Annotated in this window: 16 protein-coding genes and 2 riboswitches; of the genes, 10 read left to right on the top strand and 6 right to left on the bottom strand. The window is 66.1% G+C overall.

Annotated elements, in window-relative coordinates; genetic code table 11:
* Positions 1-22 precede the first annotated feature (22 nt).
* Positions 23-2,332, bottom strand: coding sequence for a DUF1631 family protein (locus ACWCIA_RS07070; RefSeq protein WP_454161885.1), 2,310 nt, complete (start codon positions 2,330-2,332; stop codon positions 23-25).
* A gap of 223 nt (positions 2,333-2,555) precedes the next feature.
* Between ACWCIA_RS07070 and ACWCIA_RS07065 the strand changes: the two genes are divergently transcribed.
* Together ACWCIA_RS07065 and ACWCIA_RS07060 are read left to right on the top strand one after the other, a co-directional pair.
* Positions 2,556-3,866 carry a methyl-accepting chemotaxis protein gene (locus ACWCIA_RS07065; RefSeq protein WP_454161884.1) on the top strand — a complete coding sequence of 437 codons (1,311 nt, stop codon included), beginning with the start codon at positions 2,556-2,558 and terminating at the stop codon, positions 3,864-3,866.
* 202 nt (positions 3,867-4,068) lie between these two features.
* Positions 4,069-4,371: a hypothetical protein gene (locus ACWCIA_RS07060; protein WP_454161883.1), complete on the top strand. Its 303-nt coding sequence runs from the start codon at positions 4,069-4,071 to the stop codon at positions 4,369-4,371.
* 373 nt (positions 4,372-4,744) lie between these two features.
* Here the strand turns inward: ACWCIA_RS07060 and ACWCIA_RS07055 are convergent, their stop codons facing one another.
* Positions 4,745-5,305: an ATP-dependent Clp protease proteolytic subunit gene (locus tag ACWCIA_RS07055; protein WP_454161882.1), complete on the bottom strand. Its 561-nt coding sequence runs from the start codon at positions 5,303-5,305 to the stop codon at positions 4,745-4,747.
* A gap of 169 nt (positions 5,306-5,474) precedes the next feature.
* Positions 5,475-5,561, top strand: a riboswitch (glycine riboswitch).
* A gap of 27 nt (positions 5,562-5,588) precedes the next feature.
* A riboswitch (glycine riboswitch) is annotated at positions 5,589-5,697 on the top strand.
* Between the two features lie 69 nt (positions 5,698-5,766).
* Between ACWCIA_RS07055 and gcvT the strand changes: the two genes are divergently transcribed.
* The 3 genes from gcvT (at position 5,767) to gcvP (ending at position 10,354) form a co-directional block, all read left to right on the top strand.
* Complete coding sequence (gcvT, locus tag ACWCIA_RS07050; protein WP_454161881.1) at positions 5,767-6,885, top strand: glycine cleavage system aminomethyltransferase GcvT; 1,119 nt, start codon at positions 5,767-5,769, stop codon at positions 6,883-6,885.
* A gap of 47 nt (positions 6,886-6,932) precedes the next feature.
* Positions 6,933-7,316, top strand: a complete 384-nt coding sequence (gene gcvH, locus ACWCIA_RS07045) for a glycine cleavage system protein GcvH (RefSeq protein ID WP_454161880.1) — start codon at positions 6,933-6,935, stop codon at positions 7,314-7,316.
* Positions 7,317-7,468: 152 nt separating this feature from the next.
* Entirely contained in the window at positions 7,469-10,354 is a 2,886-nt protein-coding gene (gene gcvP, locus ACWCIA_RS07040) for an aminomethyl-transferring glycine dehydrogenase (RefSeq protein WP_454161879.1), read from the top strand.
* Positions 10,355-10,544: 190 nt separating this feature from the next.
* Here gcvP and ACWCIA_RS07035 read toward each other — a convergent pair whose 3' ends face one another.
* From ACWCIA_RS07035 to ACWCIA_RS07020, 4 genes are all read right to left on the bottom strand, one after another.
* Complete coding sequence (locus ACWCIA_RS07035) at positions 10,545-12,269, bottom strand: methyl-accepting chemotaxis protein (protein ID WP_454161878.1); 1,725 nt, start codon at positions 12,267-12,269, stop codon at positions 10,545-10,547.
* A 338-nt stretch (positions 12,270-12,607) separates the two neighbouring features.
* Positions 12,608-14,173: a S8 family serine peptidase gene (locus ACWCIA_RS07030; protein WP_454161877.1), complete on the bottom strand. Its 1,566-nt coding sequence runs from the start codon at positions 14,171-14,173 to the stop codon at positions 12,608-12,610.
* 289 nt (positions 14,174-14,462) lie between these two features.
* Positions 14,463-15,842: a PQQ-dependent sugar dehydrogenase gene (locus tag ACWCIA_RS07025; RefSeq protein WP_454161876.1), complete on the bottom strand. Its 1,380-nt coding sequence runs from the start codon at positions 15,840-15,842 to the stop codon at positions 14,463-14,465.
* A 372-nt stretch (positions 15,843-16,214) separates the two neighbouring features.
* Positions 16,215-17,873 carry a peptide chain release factor 3 gene (locus ACWCIA_RS07020; RefSeq protein ID WP_454161875.1) on the bottom strand — a complete coding sequence of 553 codons (1,659 nt, stop codon included), beginning with the start codon at positions 17,871-17,873 and terminating at the stop codon, positions 16,215-16,217.
* A gap of 207 nt (positions 17,874-18,080) precedes the next feature.
* On the opposite strand from ACWCIA_RS07020, the gene ACWCIA_RS07015 reads away from it, so the two are divergent.
* From ACWCIA_RS07015 to ACWCIA_RS06995, 5 genes are read left to right on the top strand one after another with little or no spacing between them, the layout of a single operon-like run.
* The gene (locus tag ACWCIA_RS07015) at positions 18,081-18,497 is read left to right on the top strand and encodes a type IV pilin protein (RefSeq protein WP_454161874.1); all 417 of its coding nucleotides are present in this window, start codon (positions 18,081-18,083) and stop codon (positions 18,495-18,497) included.
* Entirely contained in the window at positions 18,491-18,967 is a 477-nt protein-coding gene (locus ACWCIA_RS07010; protein ID WP_454161873.1) for a GspH/FimT family pseudopilin, read from the top strand. Before ACWCIA_RS07015 ends, ACWCIA_RS07010 begins: the two co-directional genes overlap by 7 nt.
* 4 nt (positions 18,968-18,971) lie before the next feature.
* Positions 18,972-19,568 carry a type IV pilus modification PilV family protein gene (locus tag ACWCIA_RS07005; RefSeq protein WP_454161872.1) on the top strand — a complete coding sequence of 199 codons (597 nt, stop codon included), beginning with the start codon at positions 18,972-18,974 and terminating at the stop codon, positions 19,566-19,568.
* A gap of 8 nt (positions 19,569-19,576) precedes the next feature.
* Positions 19,577-20,659: a PilW family protein gene (locus ACWCIA_RS07000; protein WP_454161871.1), complete on the top strand. Its 1,083-nt coding sequence runs from the start codon at positions 19,577-19,579 to the stop codon at positions 20,657-20,659.
* Positions 20,656-21,243, top strand: a complete 588-nt coding sequence (locus ACWCIA_RS06995; protein WP_454161870.1) for a hypothetical protein — start codon at positions 20,656-20,658, stop codon at positions 21,241-21,243. The genes ACWCIA_RS07000 and ACWCIA_RS06995 overlap by 4 nt, the downstream gene beginning before the upstream one ends.
* Positions 21,244-21,246: the final 3 nt, after the last annotated feature.

Here is a 21,246-nt window from a genome sequence, read left to right as displayed (position 1 = left end):
ATAATCCGGACGAGAACCCGGCTCAGCGGGCGGCCCGGACCGGGGAGGCGTCGCCCGGCCCGGCGGCGTCGTTCACGGCGCCCTGCATGGCCTCGGTCAGCACGCGGCCGACCACGCCCTCGAGCGCCTCGACTGCGATGCTGCCGGCCTGGAAGCCTGCCAGCAGCTTCTCGGCCGGCAGCGAAAAGGCTTCCTGGCGCGCGCCGGCGGAGAAAATGAACAGCGTGCGCAGCGGGCTGACCCAGGCGAGTTTCACCTTGCGCATGCTGCCGTCCGGTTGACGGAAGGCGAGGCGCATGCCGCGTTCCAGCTCGTCGACGGGGCTGGCCTGCGCTTCCTGGTCCTCGGCTGGTGCCGCCGCCTGCTCGTGGGCGATGCGGCGCAGGGCGTCCTGCCGGGCGGCGTCGACCGCCAGTTCCAGCTGGCGCTCGGGGGACACGTCGAGCGGCGCGCGCACGATGGACAGGTGGCATTTCGCCAGCTCGGCAAAGAACTGCAGGCGCTCGGCGTCCTGCCATTTGATGGCGTCGAGCCATTTGTTCAGGGCCGTCAGCAGCCCGGGCAGCTTCGCGATGAGGGCGCGCCGCTGTTCCTGGGTCGCCTTCGGCTTCACCGTCCAGACCAGCTCGTCCATGACCCCGGTGGCGTTCTCGACCGCGCCGGGGCGCTCGTCCTCGATCATCCAGGCGAAGGTCAGCACGTCGGCCCAGCGCTGTTCCAGGAACTGCGAGACGACAGCCACCAGCTCGCCGTCGGCCACGCGCAGCGCGATCGCCTGGCGCGCCGAGCGGCCGGCCGCCGCCTGCTTTTCGATTTTCGTCGCGCGCGCGATCGGTGCGGCGATCGCTTCCTCGGCCGCCCGTTCTTCTGCCGCCAGCTCGGCTTCGAGCTCGGCCACGGCCTCGGCAAAGGCGGCGGGCGCCGCCTCGGGCTGGTCTTGCGGGTGCTCCCTGAGGCGGTCGACGCCGCGCCGCATGGCCTGCACCACCGGGTCCTGCTGGTCGCTGCGCTGCTCCCAGCCGATGCGCGAGACGAGGTCGATCATCTTGCGCGCCGGGTGGGCTTCCTCGAAGAAGAAATCCTGGTCCAGCAGCGCCGCCTTCAGCACCGGCACCTGCAGGAAGCGCAGCAGCTCGCGCGTCTCAACGGGGATGCTGTCGTCGAGCAACACCGTTTCGAACACGCGCGACAGCAGGTCGAGGGTGTGCTCCTCGCCGCGCGACAGGCTGCCTTGGGGCAGGCTGGCCTTCAGGCGCGGCAGGTAGAAGACGTTGTGCGGGATGGCGGCCGGGGCGCAGGCAGCGGCGGCGCCTGCCGGCACTCCCTGCGCGCCCTGCAGGCTGGCGAGCAGATCGAGTAGCGATGCCGGCACGGCGGCATGGCCGGCCGCGGCCTGGACTGGCTGAACAGTCCCAGCCAGGCCAGGAACGCCAGTGGACGAGACCTTGACCGGCTGCGCCGCCTCGCCGGCCACGGCCACGCCGAACCCGGACGCGGCGCTCGGTCGCCAGCCCTGCCCCTGCGGCATATTCGGCAGGTCCGGCACCAGCGCGCCATTGCCTTCCTTGCCCTCCTCTCCGTTCAGCAGGCTGCGCAGCTGCCGGGCCAGCGCGGCATCCATGCCGGCGCGCCGGGTGCGGCCGGCGGTGTCGCTGCTTTTGCCGATGTGGGAGCGCCTGTCCCTGGGCTTGCCGTGGGCACGCAGGGCGGCGTCGAGCGCGGCGAGCAGCGGCGCCAGGTCGAGGAAGAGTTCGGGCCGCAGCAGGGGCATCAACAGCGGATGCGCTTCCGGCTCCGGCTCGAATGCCTGCCAGGCCTGGTGCACGGCGGCGAGGAAGACTTCGGGCCGGAAGGGGTTTTGCGCCGGCCGCAGCAGGTCGCGCCCGAGCAGCATCCCGAGGCGCACGCACAGGCTGGCCAGCACTTCGGAATGGGCGATGTCGAAGGGGCGGCAGAGCGCGCCGAAGGCCACCTTGTTGTCCATCACGTCGATCGGCACCAGGCTGAGCGAGGCAAGGGCAGCCGGACTGCTCCGGGGCAGCAGCTCGTCGACCTCGGCGCGCAGGTTGCGCTCGATCGCCTCGGTTGCCAGGTGGATGAAGGCGTAGGCGTTGTTTTTCAGGAGGTTGCCGGCCCTGGCGCGCAGGTAGGCCGCTTTCGGGTCGGGGCCGGCGCTGGTCATGTCGAGCATGGCGGAAGCGAACCGGTTGACCATCGCCGTCAACTGCTCGCCGCTCGCCGCCAGCGCCGTCCGGACGAGTTCCGCCAGCACCTCGCGCGGGGACACGGGTGTGGCGGAAGGATCGAGGGTCTCTGGTGCGGCGTGGGCCATGGTGCAGTTCGTCTTGGGCGCGGAAGCGACGGCTCCTACATTGTGGCACATTCTTTCCAGAAAGCAAGAGTTACAAGCGGGAATAACCGTCGCGCGCAGTTGCTCGTTTCACTGGGCATAAATGTCCTACTGGCATCTTTTCCCTTGCGCTGCCACAAACGCCGGCTATTTCCTTTCCCTAACATTACACGGTCCCCTCCTCCATTCGCCCCAGGAAGCTTCCATGAAATCGATTCGACAGCTCGACACCAGGCTCAAGATCCTTGGCGCCTTCGCCCTGCTTTTCGTCCTGTCCGCAGGCTACAATCTGTGGCTGCTGGCCCGCCTCGGCGAGGCCGCGGCGCCGGTGCGGGGCATTGCCCTGCTCTTCCTCGGCCTCGGGCTGGCGCTCAGCGCCATGTTCGCCGCCTGGGTGGCGCAGGAGGCGGCGCGGCCGCTGAACGGCGTGCTCAAGCTGGCCGAGCGCCTGGCCGAAGGCGACCTGCGTGTGCGCCTCGACACCCCGCAGTCGGAAGGCGCCAACGCCCTGACCGCGGCCCTGGCGGCGCTGGCCGGCAAGCTGGCCGCGACCATCGCCGAGGCGCGCGTCGGGGCCGGCCAGATCGCCACCGGCAGCACCGAGATCGCGGCCGGCAACATGGACCTGTCCAGCCGCACCGAGCAGCAGGCCGCCTCCCTGGAGGAGACCGCTTCCTCCATGGAAGAGCTGACGGCGACCGTGCGCCAGAACGCCGAGCACGCCCACCAGGCCAGGGAACTGGCGCTGTCGGCCTCGAACGTGGCGGTCAAGGGCGGCGAAGTGGTCGGCGACGTGGTCGGCACGATGGCGTCGATCAACGACTCCTCGAAACGCATCGCGGAAATCATCGGCGTCATCGACGGCATCGCCTTCCAGACCAATATCCTGGCCCTGAACGCGGCCGTGGAAGCGGCGCGGGCCGGCGAACAGGGGCGCGGCTTCGCCGTCGTCGCCTCCGAGGTGCGCAGCCTGGCCCAGCGCTCGGCGGCGGCGGCCAAGGAAATCAAGGTGCTGATCGACGACTCGGTGGCCAAGGTCGACGCCGGCACCACCCTGGTCGACAAGGCCGGGCGCACCATGGAAGAAGTGGTCACCAGCGTCAAGCGCGTGACCGACATCATCGGCGAAATTGCCGAGGCCAGCGCGGAGCAGACCGCCGGCATCGAGCAGGTGAACAAGGCAATCGCCGCGATGGACCAGTCGACCCAGCAGAACGCGGCCCTGGTCGAGCAGTCGGCGGCGGCGGCGGGCTCGGTGCGCGACCAGGCCGCCGCCCTGACGCGGGCCCTCGAGGGTTTCGTGCTGGCCACGGACAAGGCGCCGGCCAAGGCGGCCGTCACGCCGGCGGTTCCAGCAACCCCGGCGCGCGCCGGCGGCGTGCCGAAACTGGCGGCCGTGCCGAAGAGCGCCGCGGCGCCGCGCAAGCCTGCCGCTGCGCCGGCCCCGAAAACGGCGGGCGCAGCGCCGGTCCGCCGCGCGACGGCTAAATCGGAATCGGATTGGGAAGAATTTTAAAATGCGCCGACAAATAGATTGACGATTCGGGATTATCGATTATTTTCAATATGTAGGCGGCTATCCTACACGGGCTCAGGTGGTCATCCGATACCCTTAAAACTGCTCGGCTCGCATGATTGCAACACCGCAAACCACTGATGAAAAAACTCAGTAGTTCGGTAAGTAGCTATTAGTTTCTCTACATTGAAAGGAAATAATCATGGCCACGAATCAAAAGCGCACGCAAGGCGGCACCCCTGAGCAACATGCTGAAGCCGGTCGTCAAAGCCACAAGAACGACGGCAACAAGCAGTCCGGTTCGGGTTCCGGCTCGCGTTCGGGTTCCAGCTCGGGCTCGCGCGGCGGCGCCCAGGAGAAGAACCTCGACATGGGCCGCCAGGACAGCAAGCAGTCCGGTTCGGGCTCGGGTTCGCGGTCGGGCTCCGGTTCGGGCACCCGCGGCGGCACGCCGGAACAGCATGCCGCAGCCGGCCGTCAAAGCCACAAGAACGACAAGCGCTGATTCGCAGCGTTCATCCCGGATACCGGTACGCTGGCGCGACGGTATTCGATCAAAGCCCGGTCCGCATTGCGTGCCGGGCTTTTTGATTTTCTACTATCCCAGGCACGCCGATTTAATTCGCTGATACCCAAATTTATACGAATCGCATATTACCCAGTTATTGCCAGGTTATTTGAACATCAATAAAATCACCGGCAGCGGATTATATTGATGAGATAATCATGTGCACAAGCTATTTGCACTGCAAGCCCGATTTGCAAATAATATTTGCACGGCGCGCAAATAGGCCGAATGCATTCGGATAAATGAAAAAGGCCGCAGCCTGCCTCCATCGCCAGCGATGAGGACGGGTGCGGCCAGGGTGTCCGGCGGCTCAGATATTGCGCAGGACAAAACCCTTCGGCGGAGCGAAGTCGACGATGTCGTTGATCATGCCGGCGCTCTTGGCGTCGCGCGAATTGAGGTGCAGGTCGGAATACTGGTGGATCGCCCACTGCTCGGGCGTGAGCTCGATGTGCTTGCGCAAAATCGACTCGGTACGCGCATCGTCGGCGCGCAGGCCTTCGACGATGATGTTGAGGGCGTCCGGACGCGAGCCGGGCGAGGCCGTCGCGTGCGACTTGTGCACCATGAAGCGTGCCGTCTCGCTGGCGTAGCGGCGCGTGCCGGCCAGGTACATGATGACCGCGATCGAGGCGACCGCCCCGCCGTTGTACATCACGAATTCGATCGGCGACTTCGACATGAAGTTGTACAGGCACAAGCCGTCGCTGACATAGCCGCCGTTCGACTGGACCAGCACGTGCGCGGTCTCGATGCCGTCTTCGGTCATGTGGCCGACCGCCTCGAATACCCGGTGCACCATGTCGCTGTTCACGTCGCCCGACAAGGTAAACCAGGCTTCCTTGCTTTGTTTCACTCCGTCTTCGCTCATATTCTTTTGCCCCGCAAAGTGTGGGCTCCAGTGTAACAAATCGAGGAAAAAAGCCGTTTCCCATGCCCTCCAACAGTGCGCAGGCACCCGATACGGCTCGGACAGGGTCTCGGATGGGCTTTATCGGCCCTGCGAGATTGACATGGATTGGATGCTCGCCTACCATCCACAGTCTTGATCGGGAGAGTGCAGCCGCGAGCTGCCGCCGAAGGGGCATCACCCAAAAACTCTCAGGCAAAAGGACCGGTCAGGGGACGTCGCGCGTGCGAATTGCACATCGCGCCGATCCAACTCTGGAGAGCGGCCCGGACAACCGTGGCCCACCGAAGGGGCAGGCGCGCAGTCGTGAACTGTGCCGCTATCTCTCAGGTACCAAGGACAGAGGGGCGCGCGGCCCACGCATGGCACCCTGCCGGCGTGGATGCACCCTTATTCACTGCCCTTTCTGCCCTGAGGATTCCATGACGCTCAAAGCGACCCCGCTCAATTCCGCACACCGCGCCCTCGGCGCCAAGATGGTCGACTTCGGCGGCTGGGACATGCCGGTCAACTACGGTTCGCAGATCGAAGAACACCATGCCGTGCGCACCGACGCCGGCATGTTCGACGTCTCGCACATGTGCGTCGTCGACCTCGAAGGCGCCAACGCCCGCGGTTTCCTGCGCGGCCTGCTGGCCAACAACGTCGACAAGCTGCAGGTGCCGGGCAAGGCGCTCTACTCGTGCATGCTCAATCCCGAGGGCGGCGTCATCGACGACCTGATCGTCTACTTCTTCCGCGAAGACTGGTTCCGCCTGGTCGTCAACGCCGGCACCGCCGAGAAGGACGTGGCGTGGATGCAGCAGCAGAACGAGGCCACCAACAGCGGCCTCGCCATCACCCAGCGCCGCGATGGCGACAATGCGATCGCTCTGGTCGCCGTGCAGGGCCCGAACGCCCGCGCCAAGGTCTGGGAAGTGCTGCCGACCGCCAAGGCCGCGTCGCAGGACATGAAACCGTTCAACGTCGTGATCGTGCCCCACACCGCCTTCGGCGAAGCGATGGTCGCGCGCACCGGCTACACTGGCGAAGACGGTTTCGAAATCGGCGTGCCGGCCACCCAGGTCGAGGCGCTGTGGAATGCCCTGGTGGCAGCGGGCGTCAAGCCGGCCGGCCTGGGCGCGCGCGATACCTTGCGCCTGGAAGCCGGCATGAATCTCTACGGCCAGGACATGGACGAGACCGTCAACCCGCTCGACGCCGGCCTGGCCTGGACCATCGACCTGGTGTCGGAACGCGACTTCATCGGCAAGTCCGCCCTGCAGGCCAAGGGTCAGCAAGCCAACTTCGCGGGCCTGATCCTGCGCGAAAAAGGCGGCATCCTGCGCGCCCACCAGAAAGTGATCTCCGCCTCCGGCAACGTCGGCGAAATCACCAGCGGCACCTTCAGCCCGTCGATGCAGCAGGCGATCGCGCTGGCGCGCGTGCCGCTCGACGTGGCCGTCGGCGACACCGTGCACGTCGAGATCCGCGACAAGAAGCTGGCGGCGACCGTCGTCAAGCTGCCTTTCGTGCGCAACGGCAAAGTGCTGGCTGCTTAATCAATCGAATTTATAATAACGCGTCAAACCAACCTGGAGCCCTTTACATGAACATCCCGACCGACCTGAAATACACCGAGTCCCACGAGTGGGTCCGCCTCGAGGCCGACGGCACGCTGACCGTCGGCATCACCGAGTATGCGCAGGACGCACTGGGCGATATCGTGTTCGTCGAATTGCCGCAGGTCGGCAAGAGCTTCACGGCCGGCGACGACGCCGCCGTGGTCGAGTCGGTGAAGGCCGCCAGCGACATCTACGCCCCGGTCGGCGGCACCGTGACCGAAGTCAACCAGTCGGTCGCCGACGCGCCTGACTCGATCAACGCCGACGCCTTCGGCGCCTGGCTGTTCAAGCTCAAGCCGACCGACGCGAACGCGATCAACGGCCTGCTCGACGCCGACGCCTACGGCAAGACCACCGGCGAAGGCTAAATGCATGACTGGCGCGCCTTCGGGCGCGCTTGTGCATTGGGGCGCTTGGCTTACGCTACCCCGCCCCCATATCCCGTTTTACAGTTCGTCCGAATTCCAATCACCGACCGGCCGGCCCGCCCGCGCCAACGTCCCTCTTTTTGGCCATCACCATGACCCGCACCAGCCTCACCCAACTTGAAGCACGCGATTCCTTCATCCCGCGCCACATCGGCCCTTCGCAATCCGAAGAAGCCGCCATGCTGGCTACCCTCGGCTACGCCTCGCGCGCGGACCTGATCGACGCGGTCGTACCCGCCAACATCCGCCGCAAGGACAAGCTCGACCTGGGCGAATTCTTCGAGCCGCTGCCGGAGCAAGGCGCGCTCGCCAAGCTCAAGAGCATCGCCTCGAAGAACAAGGTGATGAAGTCGGTCATCGGCCAGGGCTACTACGGCACCCACACGCCGCCCGTCATCCTGCGCAACATCTTCGAGAACCCGGCCTGGTACACCGCCTACACGCCTTACCAGCCGGAGATTTCGCAGGGCCGCCTGGAAGCGATCCTGAACTTCCAGCAGATGATCACCGACATGACCGGCATGGGCATCGCCAACTCGTCGATGCTCGACGAAGGCACCGCCGCCGCCGAAGCGATGACGCTGATCCAGCGCGTTGGCAAGTCGGCCTCGAAGGTGTTCTACGTGGCCGACGACGTGCTGCCGCAGACCCTCGAAGTGATCCGTACCCGCGCCGAGCCGATCGGCGTCGAAGTGCGCACCATCGCGGCCGCCGACATCGAATCGCTGGAAGAGACCTGCTTCGGCGTGCTGGTGCAATACCCGGGCGCGAACGGCGAAGTGCGCGACTACCGCGCCGCCTGCGAGAAGCTGCACGCCGCCGGCGCGATGGTGATCGCCGCCGCCGACCTGCTGGCCCTGACCCTGCTCACGCCGCCGGGCGAATGGGGCGCGGACGTGGTCGTCGGTAACAGCCAGCGCTTCGGCGTGCCGCTCGGTTTCGGCGGCCCGCACGCCGGCTACCTGGCCACCCGCGACGAATACAAGCGCTCGATGGCAGGCCGCCTGGTCGGCGTCACCGTCGACGCCCAGGGCAATTCGGCCCTGCGCCTGGCCCTGCAGACCCGCGAACAGCACATCCGCCGCGAGAAGGCGACCTCGAACATCTGTACCGCCCAGGTGCTGCTGGCCGTGATGGCCGGCATGTATGCGGTCTACCACGGCCCGCAAGGATTGATGCGCATCGCGCGCCGCGTGCACCGCATGACCGGCATCCTGGCGACCGGCCTGCAGCAGCTCGGCTTCAAACTGGCCAACGCGAGCTACTTCGACACCCTGACCGTCGCGACCGACCGCGCGGCCGAGCTGCATGCCGCCGCCAACGCCCAGGGCGTGAACCTGCGCCGCGTGGATGATGCGCACGTCGGCCTGTCGCTGGACGAAACCACGACCCGCGAAGACCTGGCTGTCCTGTTCGCCATCTTCGGCGGCGACGCTGCGGCCCTGGACCTGGACACGCTCGACAAGGACGCGGTCGAGGCCTTCCCGCAAGCCCTGGCCCGCACCAGTGCCTTCCTGACCCACCCGACCTTCAACCGCTACCACGCCGAGCACGAGATGCTGCGCTACCTGCGCTCGCTGGCCGACAAGGACCTGGCACTCGACCGCACCATGATCCCGCTCGGTTCGTGCACGATGAAGCTGAACTCGACCTCGGAAATGATCCCGGTCACCTGGCCCGAGTTCTCGAACATCCACCCGTTCGCACCGGACGACCAGACCGTCGGCTACCGCGAAATGATCGGCCAGCTCGAAGCGATGCTGTGCGCCGTCACCGGCTACGCCGCGATCTCGCTGCAGCCGAACGCCGGCTCGCAGGGCGAATACGCGGGCCTGCTGGTGATCCAGAAGTACCACCAGTCGCGCGGCGAAGGCCACCGCAACATCTGCCTGATCCCTTCGTCGGCCCACGGCACCAACCCGGCATCGGCCAACATGGTCGGCATGCAGGTGGTCGTCACGGCCTGCGACGAGAACGGCAACGTCGACCTCGCGGACCTGAAGAAGAAGGCCGAGCTGCACAGCAAGAACCTGGCCTGCGTGATGGTCACCTACCCGTCGACCCACGGCGTGTTCGAGGAAGGCATCCAGGAACTGTGCGAGATCATCCACTCGCACGGCGGCCAGGTCTACATCGACGGCGCCAACATGAACGCGCTGGTCGGCGTGGCCGCGCCGGGTGCTTTTGGGGGCGACGTCAGCCACCTGAACCTGCACAAGACCTTCTGCATCCCGCACGGCGGCGGCGGCCCCGGCGTCGGCCCGATCGGCGTCGGCGCCCACCTGGCCCCGTTCCTGCCGAACCAGCTCTCGACCGGCTACGTCCGCGACGAACAGGGCATCGGCGCGGTCAGCGCCGCGGCCTACGGCTCGGCTTCCATCCTGCCGATCTCGTGGATGTACATCGCGATGATGGGCGCCGAAGGCCTGACCAACGCGACCGAAACCGCGATCCTGAACGCGAACTACATCGCCCGCCGCCTGGCGCCGCACTACCCGGTGCTGTACACCGGCCACGACGGCCTGGTCGCGCACGAGTGCATCATCGACCTGCGCCCGCTGCAGGACAAGACCGGCATCAGCAACGAGGACGTCGCCAAGCGCCTGATGGACTTCGGCTTCCACGCCCCGACCATGAGCTTCCCGGTGCCGGGCACGCTGATGATCGAGCCGACCGAGTCCGAGTCGAAGATCGAGATCGACCGCTTCATCGAGGCGATGATCACGATCCACGCGGAGATCGTGAAGGTCGAGCGCGGCGAGTACGACAAGATGGACAACCCGCTCAAGGGCGCCCCGCACACGGCCGAAGTGGTGACCGCCGACGACTGGCAGCACACCTACACCCGTGAGGTGGCCGCCTTCCCGGTGGCCTCGCTGCGCAAGAAGAAGTACTGGCCGCCGGTTGGCCGTGCGGACAACGTGTATGGCGACCGTAACCTGTTCTGCGGTTGCGCGCCGATCAGCGATTACGAATAATCGTTAGTCGTTGAATGGCTTGCGGCGGCGTTGGGGTCCTCCCCTTCGCCGCCGCAGTCGTTTTGGGCATGCCGTGCGGCTGCGGAGCCGTACGACCGCGTGGACACAAGTGTCCACCCTACGGGGCAGCTCAACGTAGGGTGGGCACTTGTGCCCACGCGGTACCACCGTCGATGGTCGAAACGCTTCCCTAATCCCTGCGCGACGCGAGGTGTAAATGCGGCCTCGGCGTCTTGCGCCTGTCGCGCATCGTCCCGTTCGCATCCCGCATCTCGCCGATGGTCGCCTCCCGCGGCGGCGCCGGTTTCGGCGCCGGCTCCGCGGCATCGCCCTGCACCGCCTCGTCGAGCCGGAAGGCCGCCACCGCGCGCGACAGGGTCAGGGCCTGCATCTGCAGCGTCCGCGCCGAGGCGGCCGCCTCCTCCACCAGCGAGGAATTGCGCTGCGTGACCTGGTCCATCTGGACGATCGCCTGGTTCACCTCCGACAGCCCGCTGGCCTGCTCCGCGCTGGCCGAACTGATCTGGCTGATGATGTCGCCCACCTGCTGCACCGACACCGAAATCAAGGCCATGCTGCTGCCGGCCTGCGCCGCCCATGCCGTGCCGCCTTCGATCTCCGATACCGAGCGCGCGACCAGTTCGCGGATCTCGCGTGCGGCGGCGCCCGTACGCAGCGCCAGCGAGCGCACCTCGGCGGCGACCAGGGCAAACTGCTGCCCGGGTGGGTGGCCAAAAGCGCGCCCGCCCTCGCCCACGCGCGCCGCTTCCAATGCCGCGTTCAGCGCCAGCGTGCCGGTCTCGTTGGCGATGGCGTCGATCTCGCCGACGATCTCGTCCACGCGGCGCGCGCTGCCCTTCACCGATTCCAGGGTTGTCACCAGCCGGTCCACCACGCTCTCGCCCTGCAGGGCCACGTTCGAGGCCGATTCGGCCAGGCGATTCGCGGCCTGGGCGCCCTCGGCGGTCTGGTGCATGGTGGCGGCCAGTTCCTGCATCGAGGACGCCGTATGCTCGAGCGAGCTGGCGCGGAAGCTGGCGCGCGTCGTCAGGTTCAGGTTGCCCAGCGCCAGGTCGCGCGAGGCCGAGCCGATCGAGCGCGCCGACTCGAGGATGGTGCGCAGGGTCAGGTTCAGGTTGCGGATGCTGGCGTTGAGCGCGCGCGAGGTTTCCGCGATCTCGTCGTCGCCGTCGATGGGTTCCTTGAGCGTCAGGTCGCCGCTGGCCAGGTCGGTCGCCGCCGCCCCGATGCCGCGGATCTCGGCCAGCAGCGCGCGCCGCACCGCCATGGTGATCGCCAGCGAGACGCCGATGGCTAGCGCGATCACGAGCGGCATCAGCCAGGTCATCGTGCGGAAATCGGCGGCGGCGCTGCTCGAGGCCTGCTCGGACAGGGTCTGCTCGAGCTGCGACAGCGCGTTCAGGCGCTGGGCGACGACCGTGAACGCGGCGTCAGCGCGGCTCATGGCGTTGGCGCTGATCGACTGGTCGTCGCGCGCGATTTCGATGACGTCGCGCACCGCGCGCACATACACCGCGTGCGCCGCCGCGGCCTGTTCGACCAGGCGCCGTTCCGGGCTGCCCGGCACCGTCAAGGCCGACAGGCGCTGGAAGCCCGCGCCGGTGAGCGCGTGCTGGGCGTGGATCTCGCGGATCAGCGGCTCGATCCGGCTCTTCGGGAAGCTGCCGCCGATCCAGGTATGCAACTGGTAGACCCCGGCATGGCCGCGTTGCGCAGTAAAGACAAGTTCGCTTGCCGCGCGCATCTGCACCGCACGCTGGCCGACGATGTCTTCCAGCGAAGCATTCTGGCGCACCATCGCATACCAGGCGCCGCAAGACAGGAATACCAGCAGCAGCAGCACGATGGCGGGCGCCAGCAGCAGTTTGGGACCGATCTTGAGGCGGGAGAGCATCGTTCAGCCCTCCGCGCAGAATGACGGCGACACGGCGCGTACGCGCGCGACTGGAGAGAGTTCGGGAGTCTGCATGATGGCCTCGGAAGTGGACAATGCGCGATATTTCCTTAACGCATTCGACCAATCTAAGCCAATCTTCGGGCACGCTATTGATGAGGATCAATGCCTTGCGGACCGGGGAGGCAGGATTCACTGCACCCAAAAACGTGATTCATCGGGCCAAAACGCGTGGAGTCAGGACTCCACGCGTTACAACGCCGGCAGAACCGCAATATGAAAAAAACGCCGCTCCGACACGATCGAAGCGGCGTTCTTACCTTAACGGACTGGCAGGCTTACTTTCCGCAACCCAGCGCCGCAATGCGGTCGTGCGCCGCCTTCGCCTGCACCAGGCCGAAGCCGTACTTGGTGTCGCGGCCGGCCGGGCCCAGGTCGAGCGCGCTGTTGTTCAGCGAGGTGCGCATCTGGGCGGCGGTACAGGTCGGGAAGTAGCTCCACACCAGGGCGGCCACGGCCGAGACGTGCGGGGTCGCCATCGAGGTGCCGTCGTAGTAGGCGTAGCTCGACGCCTTGACGCTGACGGTGGCGCTCTGGCCCAGCTGCTTCATCATCGCCGCGCCGTCGGTGTCGGTGGCGGTGACCGACGGGATGGCGGTCGTGGTCGTGCCCAGGGTGCCGCCGAAGGCGCCGGCCACGTTGTTGTACACGATGGCGCCGACGCCGCCGCTGCTCTGGCAATTCTGCACCTTCACCGCGAAGTCGATCGAGCCGCGCTGGATCAGGCAGACCTTGCCCGACACGGCGCTGTTGACCTTGTCGCCGATGCCGAAGTCGGCCAGCGGCGCCGTTGCGGTCTTGAGCGGCGAGCCTTCCATCGCGCCGGCCGCATAGGCCACGCCGCCGACGCTGATGGCCGCATCGATGCCGCCGCCGGCGGGGACGGTCGAGAGCACGCTCACGCCGGGGCCGGCCAGTTCGACGCTGCTGTTGTACTGCGAGAAGGTGGCCCACTGCTTGTTCTCGTCGACCGCGCCGATCATCATCACGCTGGCGTAGCCGGCCGGGTAGGAGACCACGCGGTTGCCGTCGTTGCCGGCGGCGGCCAGGCTCAGCACGCCCTTGGCGTACAGGCTGTCGAAGGCCTTCTGCTCGGTGGTGGTCTTGCGCCCGCCGCCCAGCGACATCGAGATCACGTTGGCGCCGGCCGCGCCGCACTTGTTGGCGGCCGAGGCCAGGGTCGAGGAATAGGCCCAGCCATCCTTGCCGAACACCTTCACGATGTGCAGTTTGAGCTGCCGGTTCGGGTTCACGCCGACCACGCCGACGCCGCTGTTGTTGATCGCGGCGACGGTGCCGGCCACGTGGGTGCCGTGGTGGTTTTCGTCGGTGTACCACCAGCCGGTGCCGGCGTCGTATTCGCCGGTCACGTTGTTGCCGGACAGGTCTTCGTGGCTGCGGTCATAGCCCGAGTCGATGATGCAGACCATGCGGTTGACCGCCTTCGCATCCGACAGCTGGTCGGCCTGGACCAGCTTGATGCCGTAGGGGACCTGCTGGCCAGTGGCGTACGGGGTGCCGGTCGACGGCGTGGTCAGGGCGAAGGGCTGGCGCAGCGCGTCTTCTTCGACGTATTCGACGTTCGGGTTGTTCTCGAGGCCCTTGAGGGCGACGTTCGGCACTTCGACGGCCATGGCGTTCATGCCAAAGATCTCGTGCTTGACCGCGCCCTTCGCGGCTTTCACCTGCGACTTGACGCTGGCCGCAGCGCCCGGCTTGAAGGCCACGATCACGCGGGTCGTGTCGGGCGGCGCCGCCTGGGCGCTGCCGAATACGCCAGCGGCGACCAGGGCGGCCAGGCAGAGGTTGAGGGGCTTGGATGCGCGGATTGCTTTGATTGCCATGGGTTTGTCTCCGTATTGATGCCGATAGTCATGCCCGTGCTGACCGCCGAATGCGCGCTACGGGCTTGTTGTCTCCACTCACACCGGAATGCATGTGCTCAGCCAGTGTATTGCAAAAATACATTTGCATACATATATCTCTGCAATTGTGTGAGCAAAAGCCGACTCGACAGGAACGCGGCGTTGATGCGAGGAAATTGAATATGCGCGGGCGAGCCCGACCCGGCAGCGCGGGCGCGCCGCCTTCCTGCAGTCGAAGGGCCGCCGACCGGCGGCCGGGCCGGCCTTCCTAGTCCCGAGGAGCGCGCACGATCTTCCGCACTACTCCCGTCGCACCGGCAGGGATACCGGTGACGTTACCCATGACATAGATTTCTCCCGCCGCATCCTGTCCGAAGCCCAGCACGAAAATATCGAGCCGGTCGCCGAGTTCCTCTATTTCATTGCCCCTTTGGGAAACGGGCGAGGTGAGGTGGAACAGCACGCCGCGCGGCTTGGAATCGTTTTTCGAATAATCGCCGAACACGTATTTCCCGCGCAATGCCGGAATGGCATTGCCGCGATAAACATATCCGGCGATGATGGCGGTGCCCTCGTTATGGCGATATTGGGCAATCGGATCTTGTGCAAAGCGTGGAAAACCGGGGCTTTCACGGAATGCACGGCCATCCGTTTGGAATCCCATGATATCGCAGCCGCGCGGATCGAAAAGGAAGGTGCCTTCTTTTACGCGCCAGCCGTAGTTTCCGCCCTTCCTGATGAGGTCGATTTCTTCGATATCGTCCTGGCCGACATCGCCTGCAATGAGCTGGGCGGTGGGCATATCGAAAGAAAACCGGAATGGATTACGCAGTCCCTTTGCCCACACTTCGGGAATCACGCTGGCCATGCCGGTGGCAAACCTGATCGAATAGGGATTATCCATTGGAATCCGGTATTGCCCGTTGGCCGACAATGCGCCCGCGCTCGCATTCGGATTGGGATCGATGCGCAGGATGGATGCCAGGATACTGCCCGGGTCCTGGCCCGTTCCCCTCGGACCATGCCCCAGCGTGACGGTGCCGTCCACGCCGATCTGGCAGTCCTGGTCGTCTTCGCCCCCGCCATCGCCCAGGGCGATATATAACATCCGGTCCGGGCCGAAAGCGATGGTGCCTCCGGTATGGTTGAACTGCGGGTTCGCCACCCTCAACACGACCCTCGACATTCCCGGAGCGCCGGCACGCCATTCACGGATGACGTTATCGTGGTCGACTGGCGTGCTCGGAAAATCCGCGGCGCCCGGCGGCTCGGTCGTAAAGGTATAGAACAAGCCATTGGCGGCAAAATCCGGGTGAAAAGCGAGTCCCAACAGGCCGCGCTCGTCATATCCTCCCAGGATCGGGAGTCCCAGCGGTACCAATAAATGCTGTACGTCCAGGAAGGTGCTCTTCGCTCCGCTAGCGAGCTCGACCTTGACAACCTTCCCGATCTGATCGACCACATACAGATGCCCGGCATCGCCCGGTGCGGCAACACCGCTGACCGGCGCCGTCAACCCCGACGCGACGTTTCGCAAGCCTATTTCAATGGATTTGCCGGCCTGCGCCGGCTGGACGGTCAACAGCAAAGCGGATGCGCAAACCATACCGGCGATAAAACTCCTTCCGCCAAAATGCCCGGATCCCATGATTATCTCCCCGATTATTATTTATTTCGGAATTGCTATCGCCAATCCAGCGGCAAGCAAATAATCCAATCGGCGAAGCAATCAACTGCACAGATACGACAGGCATTTCTGGAGCGAACTGTGCACTACCCAGAATAGGTAAGAACGGGTAAAAGTCAAGCGCCCTGTTTTGCTCGACCTGCCGTCACGGCATTTCATTATCCGCAGGAATATTCGTGAATCGCCAAAATGCAATTCGCGATGCGAAAGAGAAACGGCGAATCAAAAAAGGTTTTCGCAATTTCACAATTCGACAGGCCGAATACTACAATGCGCGAAAAAAAAGGGCCGGCATTGTACCGGCCCTTCCGCTGTAGCTGTGTCGCCTGAAACTTACGCCAGCTTCGCCGCGTGCTCGCGCGTCGCGTGGAAGGTCAGCTTCGGCCAGCGTTCCTGCGTCAGGCGCAGGTTGACGTTGGAGGTGGCCAGGTAGGCCAGGTTGCCGGCCGCGTCGTAGGCCACGTTGTGGCCGAGCTGGACTTCGAAGTCGGACAGCGACTTCTTGTCGTCCGAGGACACCCAGCGCGCGCTGCTGATGCTCGAACCCTCGAAGACGGCGTCGACGCCGTACTCGTTCAGCAGGCGGCTTGCCACCACCTCGAACTGCAACACGCCGACGGCGCCCAGGATCAGGTCCGAACCCAGCACCGGCTTGAAGACCTGCACCGCGCCCTCTTCGCCCAGCTGCTGCAGGCCCTTGTGGAGCTGCTTCATTTTGAGCGGGTTACGGATGCGCACCGTGCGGAACAGGTCCGGGGCGAAGTACGGGATGCCGGTAAAGGTCAGCATCTCGCCTTCGGAGAAGCTGTCGCCGATCTGCATGTTGCCGTGGTTCGGCAGGCCGATGATGTCGCCCGCGTAGGCTTCTTCCACCTGCTCGCGCGAGGAGGCCATGAAGGTCACCACCGACGACAGTTTGACTTCGCGTCCCAGGCGCAGGTGCTTGACCTTCATGCCCTTTTCGAAGCGTCCCGAGCACACGCGCAGGAAGGCGATGCGGTCGCGGTGGGCCGGGTCCATGTTGGCCTGGATTTTAAACACGAAGCCGCTGAACTTCGGCTCGCCCGGCTCGACGGCGCGCACGGTGGCGTCGCGCTCGCGCGGGCCCGGGGCCCAGTCGACCAGCGCCGACAGGATTTCGCGCACGCCGAAGTTGTTGATCGCGGAACCGAAGAAGACCGGGGTCTGGATGCCCGACAGGAAGCGCTCGAGGTCGAAGGGGTGCGAGGCGCCGTGCACCAGTTCCACTTCCATTTTCAGCTGCTCGATCTCGAGCGGGAACATCTCGGCCAGCTTCGGATTGTCGATGCCCTTGATGATCTCGAAGGCGCCGTCGGCCTTTTCCTCGCCGGCCTTGAACAGCATGATCTCGTCCTTCAGCAGGTGGTACACCCCGCGGAAGTTCTTGCCCATGCCGATCGGCCAGGTCACCGGCGCGCATTCGATCTTCAGCACCGATTCAAGCTCGTCGAGCAGCTCGAGCGGGTCGCGCGTTTCGCGGTCGAGCTTGTTCATGAAGGTGACGATCGGCGTGTTGCGCATGCGGCAGACGTCGAGCAGCTTGATCGTCTGCGCTTCCACGCCCTTGGCCGCGTCGATCACCATCAGCGCCGAGTCGACCGCCGTCAGCACGCGGTAGGTGTCTTCCGAGAAGTCCTGGTGGCCGGGCGTGTCGAGCAGGTTGATCACGTGGTCGCGGAACTCGAACTGCATCACCGAGGAGGCGACCGAAATGCCGCGCTGCTTCTCGATGTCCATCCAGTCGGACGTCGCATGGCGGCCGCTCTTGCGGCCCTTGACGGTACCGGCGAGCTGGATCGCGCCCGAGAACAGCAGCAGCTTCTCGGTCAGCGTGGTTTTACCGGCGTCCGGGTGGGAAATGATGCCGAAGGTGCGGCGGCGCGCCACTTCGCTGGCGATCACGGCGGACGACTTGACGGTTGGGGTAGTCTCGGTCGACTCGGGGATAGGTGCTGCGGTATCGGTTGCCATAGTCTCGGCCAAAGCGGTGGGTCCTTGCAAAACCCTCGATTTTACCGGGTCTCCCGCCCCTTGTGGGAATTCATTCCAGGCCGCGGCGCCCGCGGTGCCGAAAGCGCCTCCCCAGGCCACACTGTCAGGATTCCGTCAGGAAACTTTCAGGGAAATGACAGCTAAGTTGTTTATACTGGGCAACATTATTCAATCGAAGGAAACGCCATGCCACGATCCCCGACGCTGCACCGCCCGCGCGCACATGCCCCCGGCTTCAGCCTGATCGAACTGATGGTCACGGTCGCGATTATCGGCATCCTGGTTGCGGTCGCCTACCCTTCCTACGGCAAGTACATGGTCAAGAGCCACCGCGCCACCGCCCAGGTCTACCTGATGGAGCTGGCCCAGGCGCAGAGCCAGCGCATGGCCGACACCCGCAGCTACGCCTCCAGCGTGACCGACCTCGGGGTGCCGACGCCGGCCGCCGTGTCATCGAAATACACGATTTCGATCGCGACCGCGGAAGGCCCGCCCTCCTCCTTCATCATCACCGCCACCCCGGTGCCCGGCGGCTCCCAGGTGGCCGACCGTGCACTGACGATCAACAGCGCGGGCACCCGCACGCCGGCGGACAAATGGTAAGCGCCATTCCACCGCGTCGCCGTGCCGACGGCTTCACCATGCCGGAGCTGATGACGGTGGTCGCCATCCTCGCCATCCTCGCCTCGCTGGCCGCCCCCGCCTATACCAAGATGGTCGCCTCGATGCGTTCGCGCAGCGTCAGCAGCGACCTGCACGCGGCGCTGTCGCTGGCGCGCAGCGAGGCGATCAAGCGCAATGCCGAGGTGAGCCTGCTGCCCGTCAGCGCGCGCCAGTGGCAGTTCGGCTGGAGCATCGCCGACCCGAACAACGCCGCCCGCAAGCTCGACGACCATCCGCCGGTGCCCGGCGCCACCGTGACCGGCCCGGCGAGCGTGGTGTTCCTGCCGAACGGCCGCGTGAAGAACGCCACCCTGCCGGCCTTCGACATCGCCCTCAGCGGCAGCGACCAGCGCCGCTGCGTCAAGCTCGACCTGTCCGGCCGCCCGAACCAGAGCAAGACGACCTGCTGACGCCATGCGCCGACCTTCCCTCTTCACGATTCCTTCCCTCCCCGGCCGCCAGCGCGGCGTGAGCCTGGTCGAAGTGCTGGTCACGATGGTCGTGCTGGCCTTCGGCCTGCTCGGCCTGGCCGCCTTCCAGACCAAGGCGCAGGTCGGCTCGATCGAGTCCTACCAGCGCGCCCAGGCCGCCGTCCTGCTGCAGGACATGCAGTCCCGCCTGAGCGGCAACAGCGCCAACGCCGCCAGCTACCTGACCGCCATCCCGCTCGGCACCAACGACGGCCAAAGCACAGACTGCAGGCTGGAGGCAGCCGGCAGCGCGCGCGACAAGTGCGAGTGGGGCGCGGCCCTGAAGGGCGCGGCAGAGAAGCGCGACGGCGTCCTCGGCGGCGCCATGCAGGGCGCGCGCGGCTGCGTCACCCGGGTGCAGGTGGAGAACACGGCCGTCGGCGTGTGCACGCCCGCCATCTACCTGGTCAGCGTCTCGTGGCAGGGCCTGCACGCCACGCGTGCCCCGCTGCACGCCTGCGGCAAGGACCAGTACGGCGCCGAGACCCACCGCCGGACCATCTCGGCCCGCGTCGCGGTCGGCCTGCCCACCTGCATCTGAGGAAGCACATGAAACGGACCCTTCCCCCTGCCCGCAGCGCACGCGGCTTTTCGCTGGCCGAACTCCTGATCGCGGTGGCGATCGGCCTGGCCCTGCTGGCCGGCCTGTCCTCGATGTTCGTCAAGAACACGCAAGCCCAGGCGGAAATCGAAAAGGCCCACCGCCAGGTCGAGAACGGCCGCTACGCAATCGACCTGCTGGCGGTCGACCTGCGCAACGCCGGCTACTTCGGCGAATTCAACCCGGCGCAGCTGGCCACGCCCGCGGCGCTGCCGCCGGCCTGCGCCACCACCGTCGACGAACTGAAGGCCGGGCTGGCCATTGCGGTCCAGGGCCAGGACGGCACGGCGGCCGGATTGAGCTGCCTGGCGGACGTGCGCGCCGGCACCGACGTGCTGGTGGTGCGGCGCACCGCCACCTGCGTCGCCGGCCAGGCCGGCTGCGAGCCCACTGCCAGCGGCGGCCCCTTCTTCCAGGCCTCGCTGTGCAACAACGCGAGCGAACTGAATTCGGGCGACATCGACGACTTCTATGACCTGGCGCTGGCCACGGACGGGCTGACGCGCCACGGCCGCGACTGCACCGCGGTGGCGGAGAGCGGCACGCCGGCCGCGATCCGGCGCTACCGCACCCATATCTATTTTATCGCCAACAACAACGTCGCCGGCGACGGCATCCCGACCCTCAAGCGCGCCGAACTGGCCGGGGACGCCGCCGCCCTGCGCTGGGACATCGTGCCGCTGGCCGAGGGCATCGAGAACCTGCAGCTCGAATACGGCCTCGACCTGTTGCCTGCCGCCGGCGGCGACGGCGTGGCCGACCGGTTCACGGCCGCCCCAGGCGGCGCCGCAGGCTGCACCACCACCGCCTGCGCCGCCGCCAACTGGCGCAGCGCGGTCTCGGTCAAGCTGCACGTCCTGGCGCGCAATACCGTCGCCACGCCCGGCCACACCGACAGGAAGACCTATGTGCTCGGCCTGAAGGCCGATGGCGACATCAACGAGATCGCCGCCGCCGGGGACCGCTACAAGCGCCACGTCTTCCAGTCGCTGGTGGCGCTGCCCAACCCGGCCGGAAGAAGGCTGCCATGACCATGACCCTCCCCACTACTGCCCGCCGCCAGCGCGGCATCACCCTCGTCACCGCGCTGATCATGCTGGTGCTGCTGACCCTGGTCGCGCTGACCAGCTTCAACCTCGGCAAATCGAACCTGCAGATCGTCTCCAACATGCAGCAGCGCGACGAGGCCGCCGCCGCCGCGCGCGAGGTGATCGAGGAAACGATCAGCAATACCCGCTTCGTCACCACGCCGAACCACATCCTGGCCAATCCCTGCGACGGCACCCCGAACCAGCGCTGCGTCGACACCAATGGCGACGGCAAGACCGACGTCAAGGTGGAGATCCCCCGCAGGCCGAAGTGCGTGGTGGCCCCCTTGATCAGGAACTCGGCCCTGAACATGGCCAATCCGGAAGACGCCACCTGCAGCATGGGCAGCGGCCAGAATTTCGGCGTCGTCGGCGCCGTGGACGGCAACTCGGCCTGCGCCGACAGCGTCTGGGAAATCACCGCCGTCGCCAGCGACGTCGAAACCGAGGCCGAAGTCGAGGTCACCCAGGGCGTCGCGGTGCGCGTCGCCCGCGACGACGTGACCAACAACTGCCCCACCACGTGAAAG

The organism is Massilia sp. SYSU DXS3249 (assembly GCF_053668055.1).
The sequence above is the reverse complement of the archived record's forward strand: the minus strand, read 5'-3'. Positions and strand labels throughout refer to the sequence as shown.

Coding starts and splice junctions, on each gene's coding strand:
- ACWCIA_RS07070 (WP_454161885.1), bottom strand. CDS start 2,332: ATGGCCCACGCCGCACCAGAGACCCTCGATCCTTCCGCCACACCCGTG.
- ACWCIA_RS07065 (WP_454161884.1), top strand. CDS start 2,556: ATGAAATCGATTCGACAGCTCGACACCAGGCTCAAGATCCTTGGCGCC.
- ACWCIA_RS07060 (WP_454161883.1), top strand. CDS start 4,069: ATGGCCACGAATCAAAAGCGCACGCAAGGCGGCACCCCTGAGCAACAT.
- ACWCIA_RS07055 (WP_454161882.1), bottom strand. CDS start 5,305: ATGAGCGAAGACGGAGTGAAACAAAGCAAGGAAGCCTGGTTTACCTTG.
- gcvT (WP_454161881.1), top strand. CDS start 5,767: ATGACGCTCAAAGCGACCCCGCTCAATTCCGCACACCGCGCCCTCGGC.
- gcvH (WP_454161880.1), top strand. CDS start 6,933: ATGAACATCCCGACCGACCTGAAATACACCGAGTCCCACGAGTGGGTC.
- gcvP (WP_454161879.1), top strand. CDS start 7,469: ATGACCCGCACCAGCCTCACCCAACTTGAAGCACGCGATTCCTTCATC.
- ACWCIA_RS07035 (WP_454161878.1), bottom strand. CDS start 12,269: ATGCTCTCCCGCCTCAAGATCGGTCCCAAACTGCTGCTGGCGCCCGCC.
- ACWCIA_RS07030 (WP_454161877.1), bottom strand. CDS start 14,173: ATGGCAATCAAAGCAATCCGCGCATCCAAGCCCCTCAACCTCTGCCTG.
- ACWCIA_RS07025 (WP_454161876.1), bottom strand. CDS start 15,842: ATGGGATCCGGGCATTTTGGCGGAAGGAGTTTTATCGCCGGTATGGTT.
- ACWCIA_RS07020 (WP_454161875.1), bottom strand. CDS start 17,873: ATGGCAACCGATACCGCAGCACCTATCCCCGAGTCGACCGAGACTACC.
- ACWCIA_RS07015 (WP_454161874.1), top strand. CDS start 18,081: ATGCCACGATCCCCGACGCTGCACCGCCCGCGCGCACATGCCCCCGGC.
- ACWCIA_RS07010 (WP_454161873.1), top strand. CDS start 18,491: ATGGTAAGCGCCATTCCACCGCGTCGCCGTGCCGACGGCTTCACCATG.
- ACWCIA_RS07005 (WP_454161872.1), top strand. CDS start 18,972: ATGCGCCGACCTTCCCTCTTCACGATTCCTTCCCTCCCCGGCCGCCAG.
- ACWCIA_RS07000 (WP_454161871.1), top strand. CDS start 19,577: ATGAAACGGACCCTTCCCCCTGCCCGCAGCGCACGCGGCTTTTCGCTG.
- ACWCIA_RS06995 (WP_454161870.1), top strand. CDS start 20,656: ATGACCATGACCCTCCCCACTACTGCCCGCCGCCAGCGCGGCATCACC.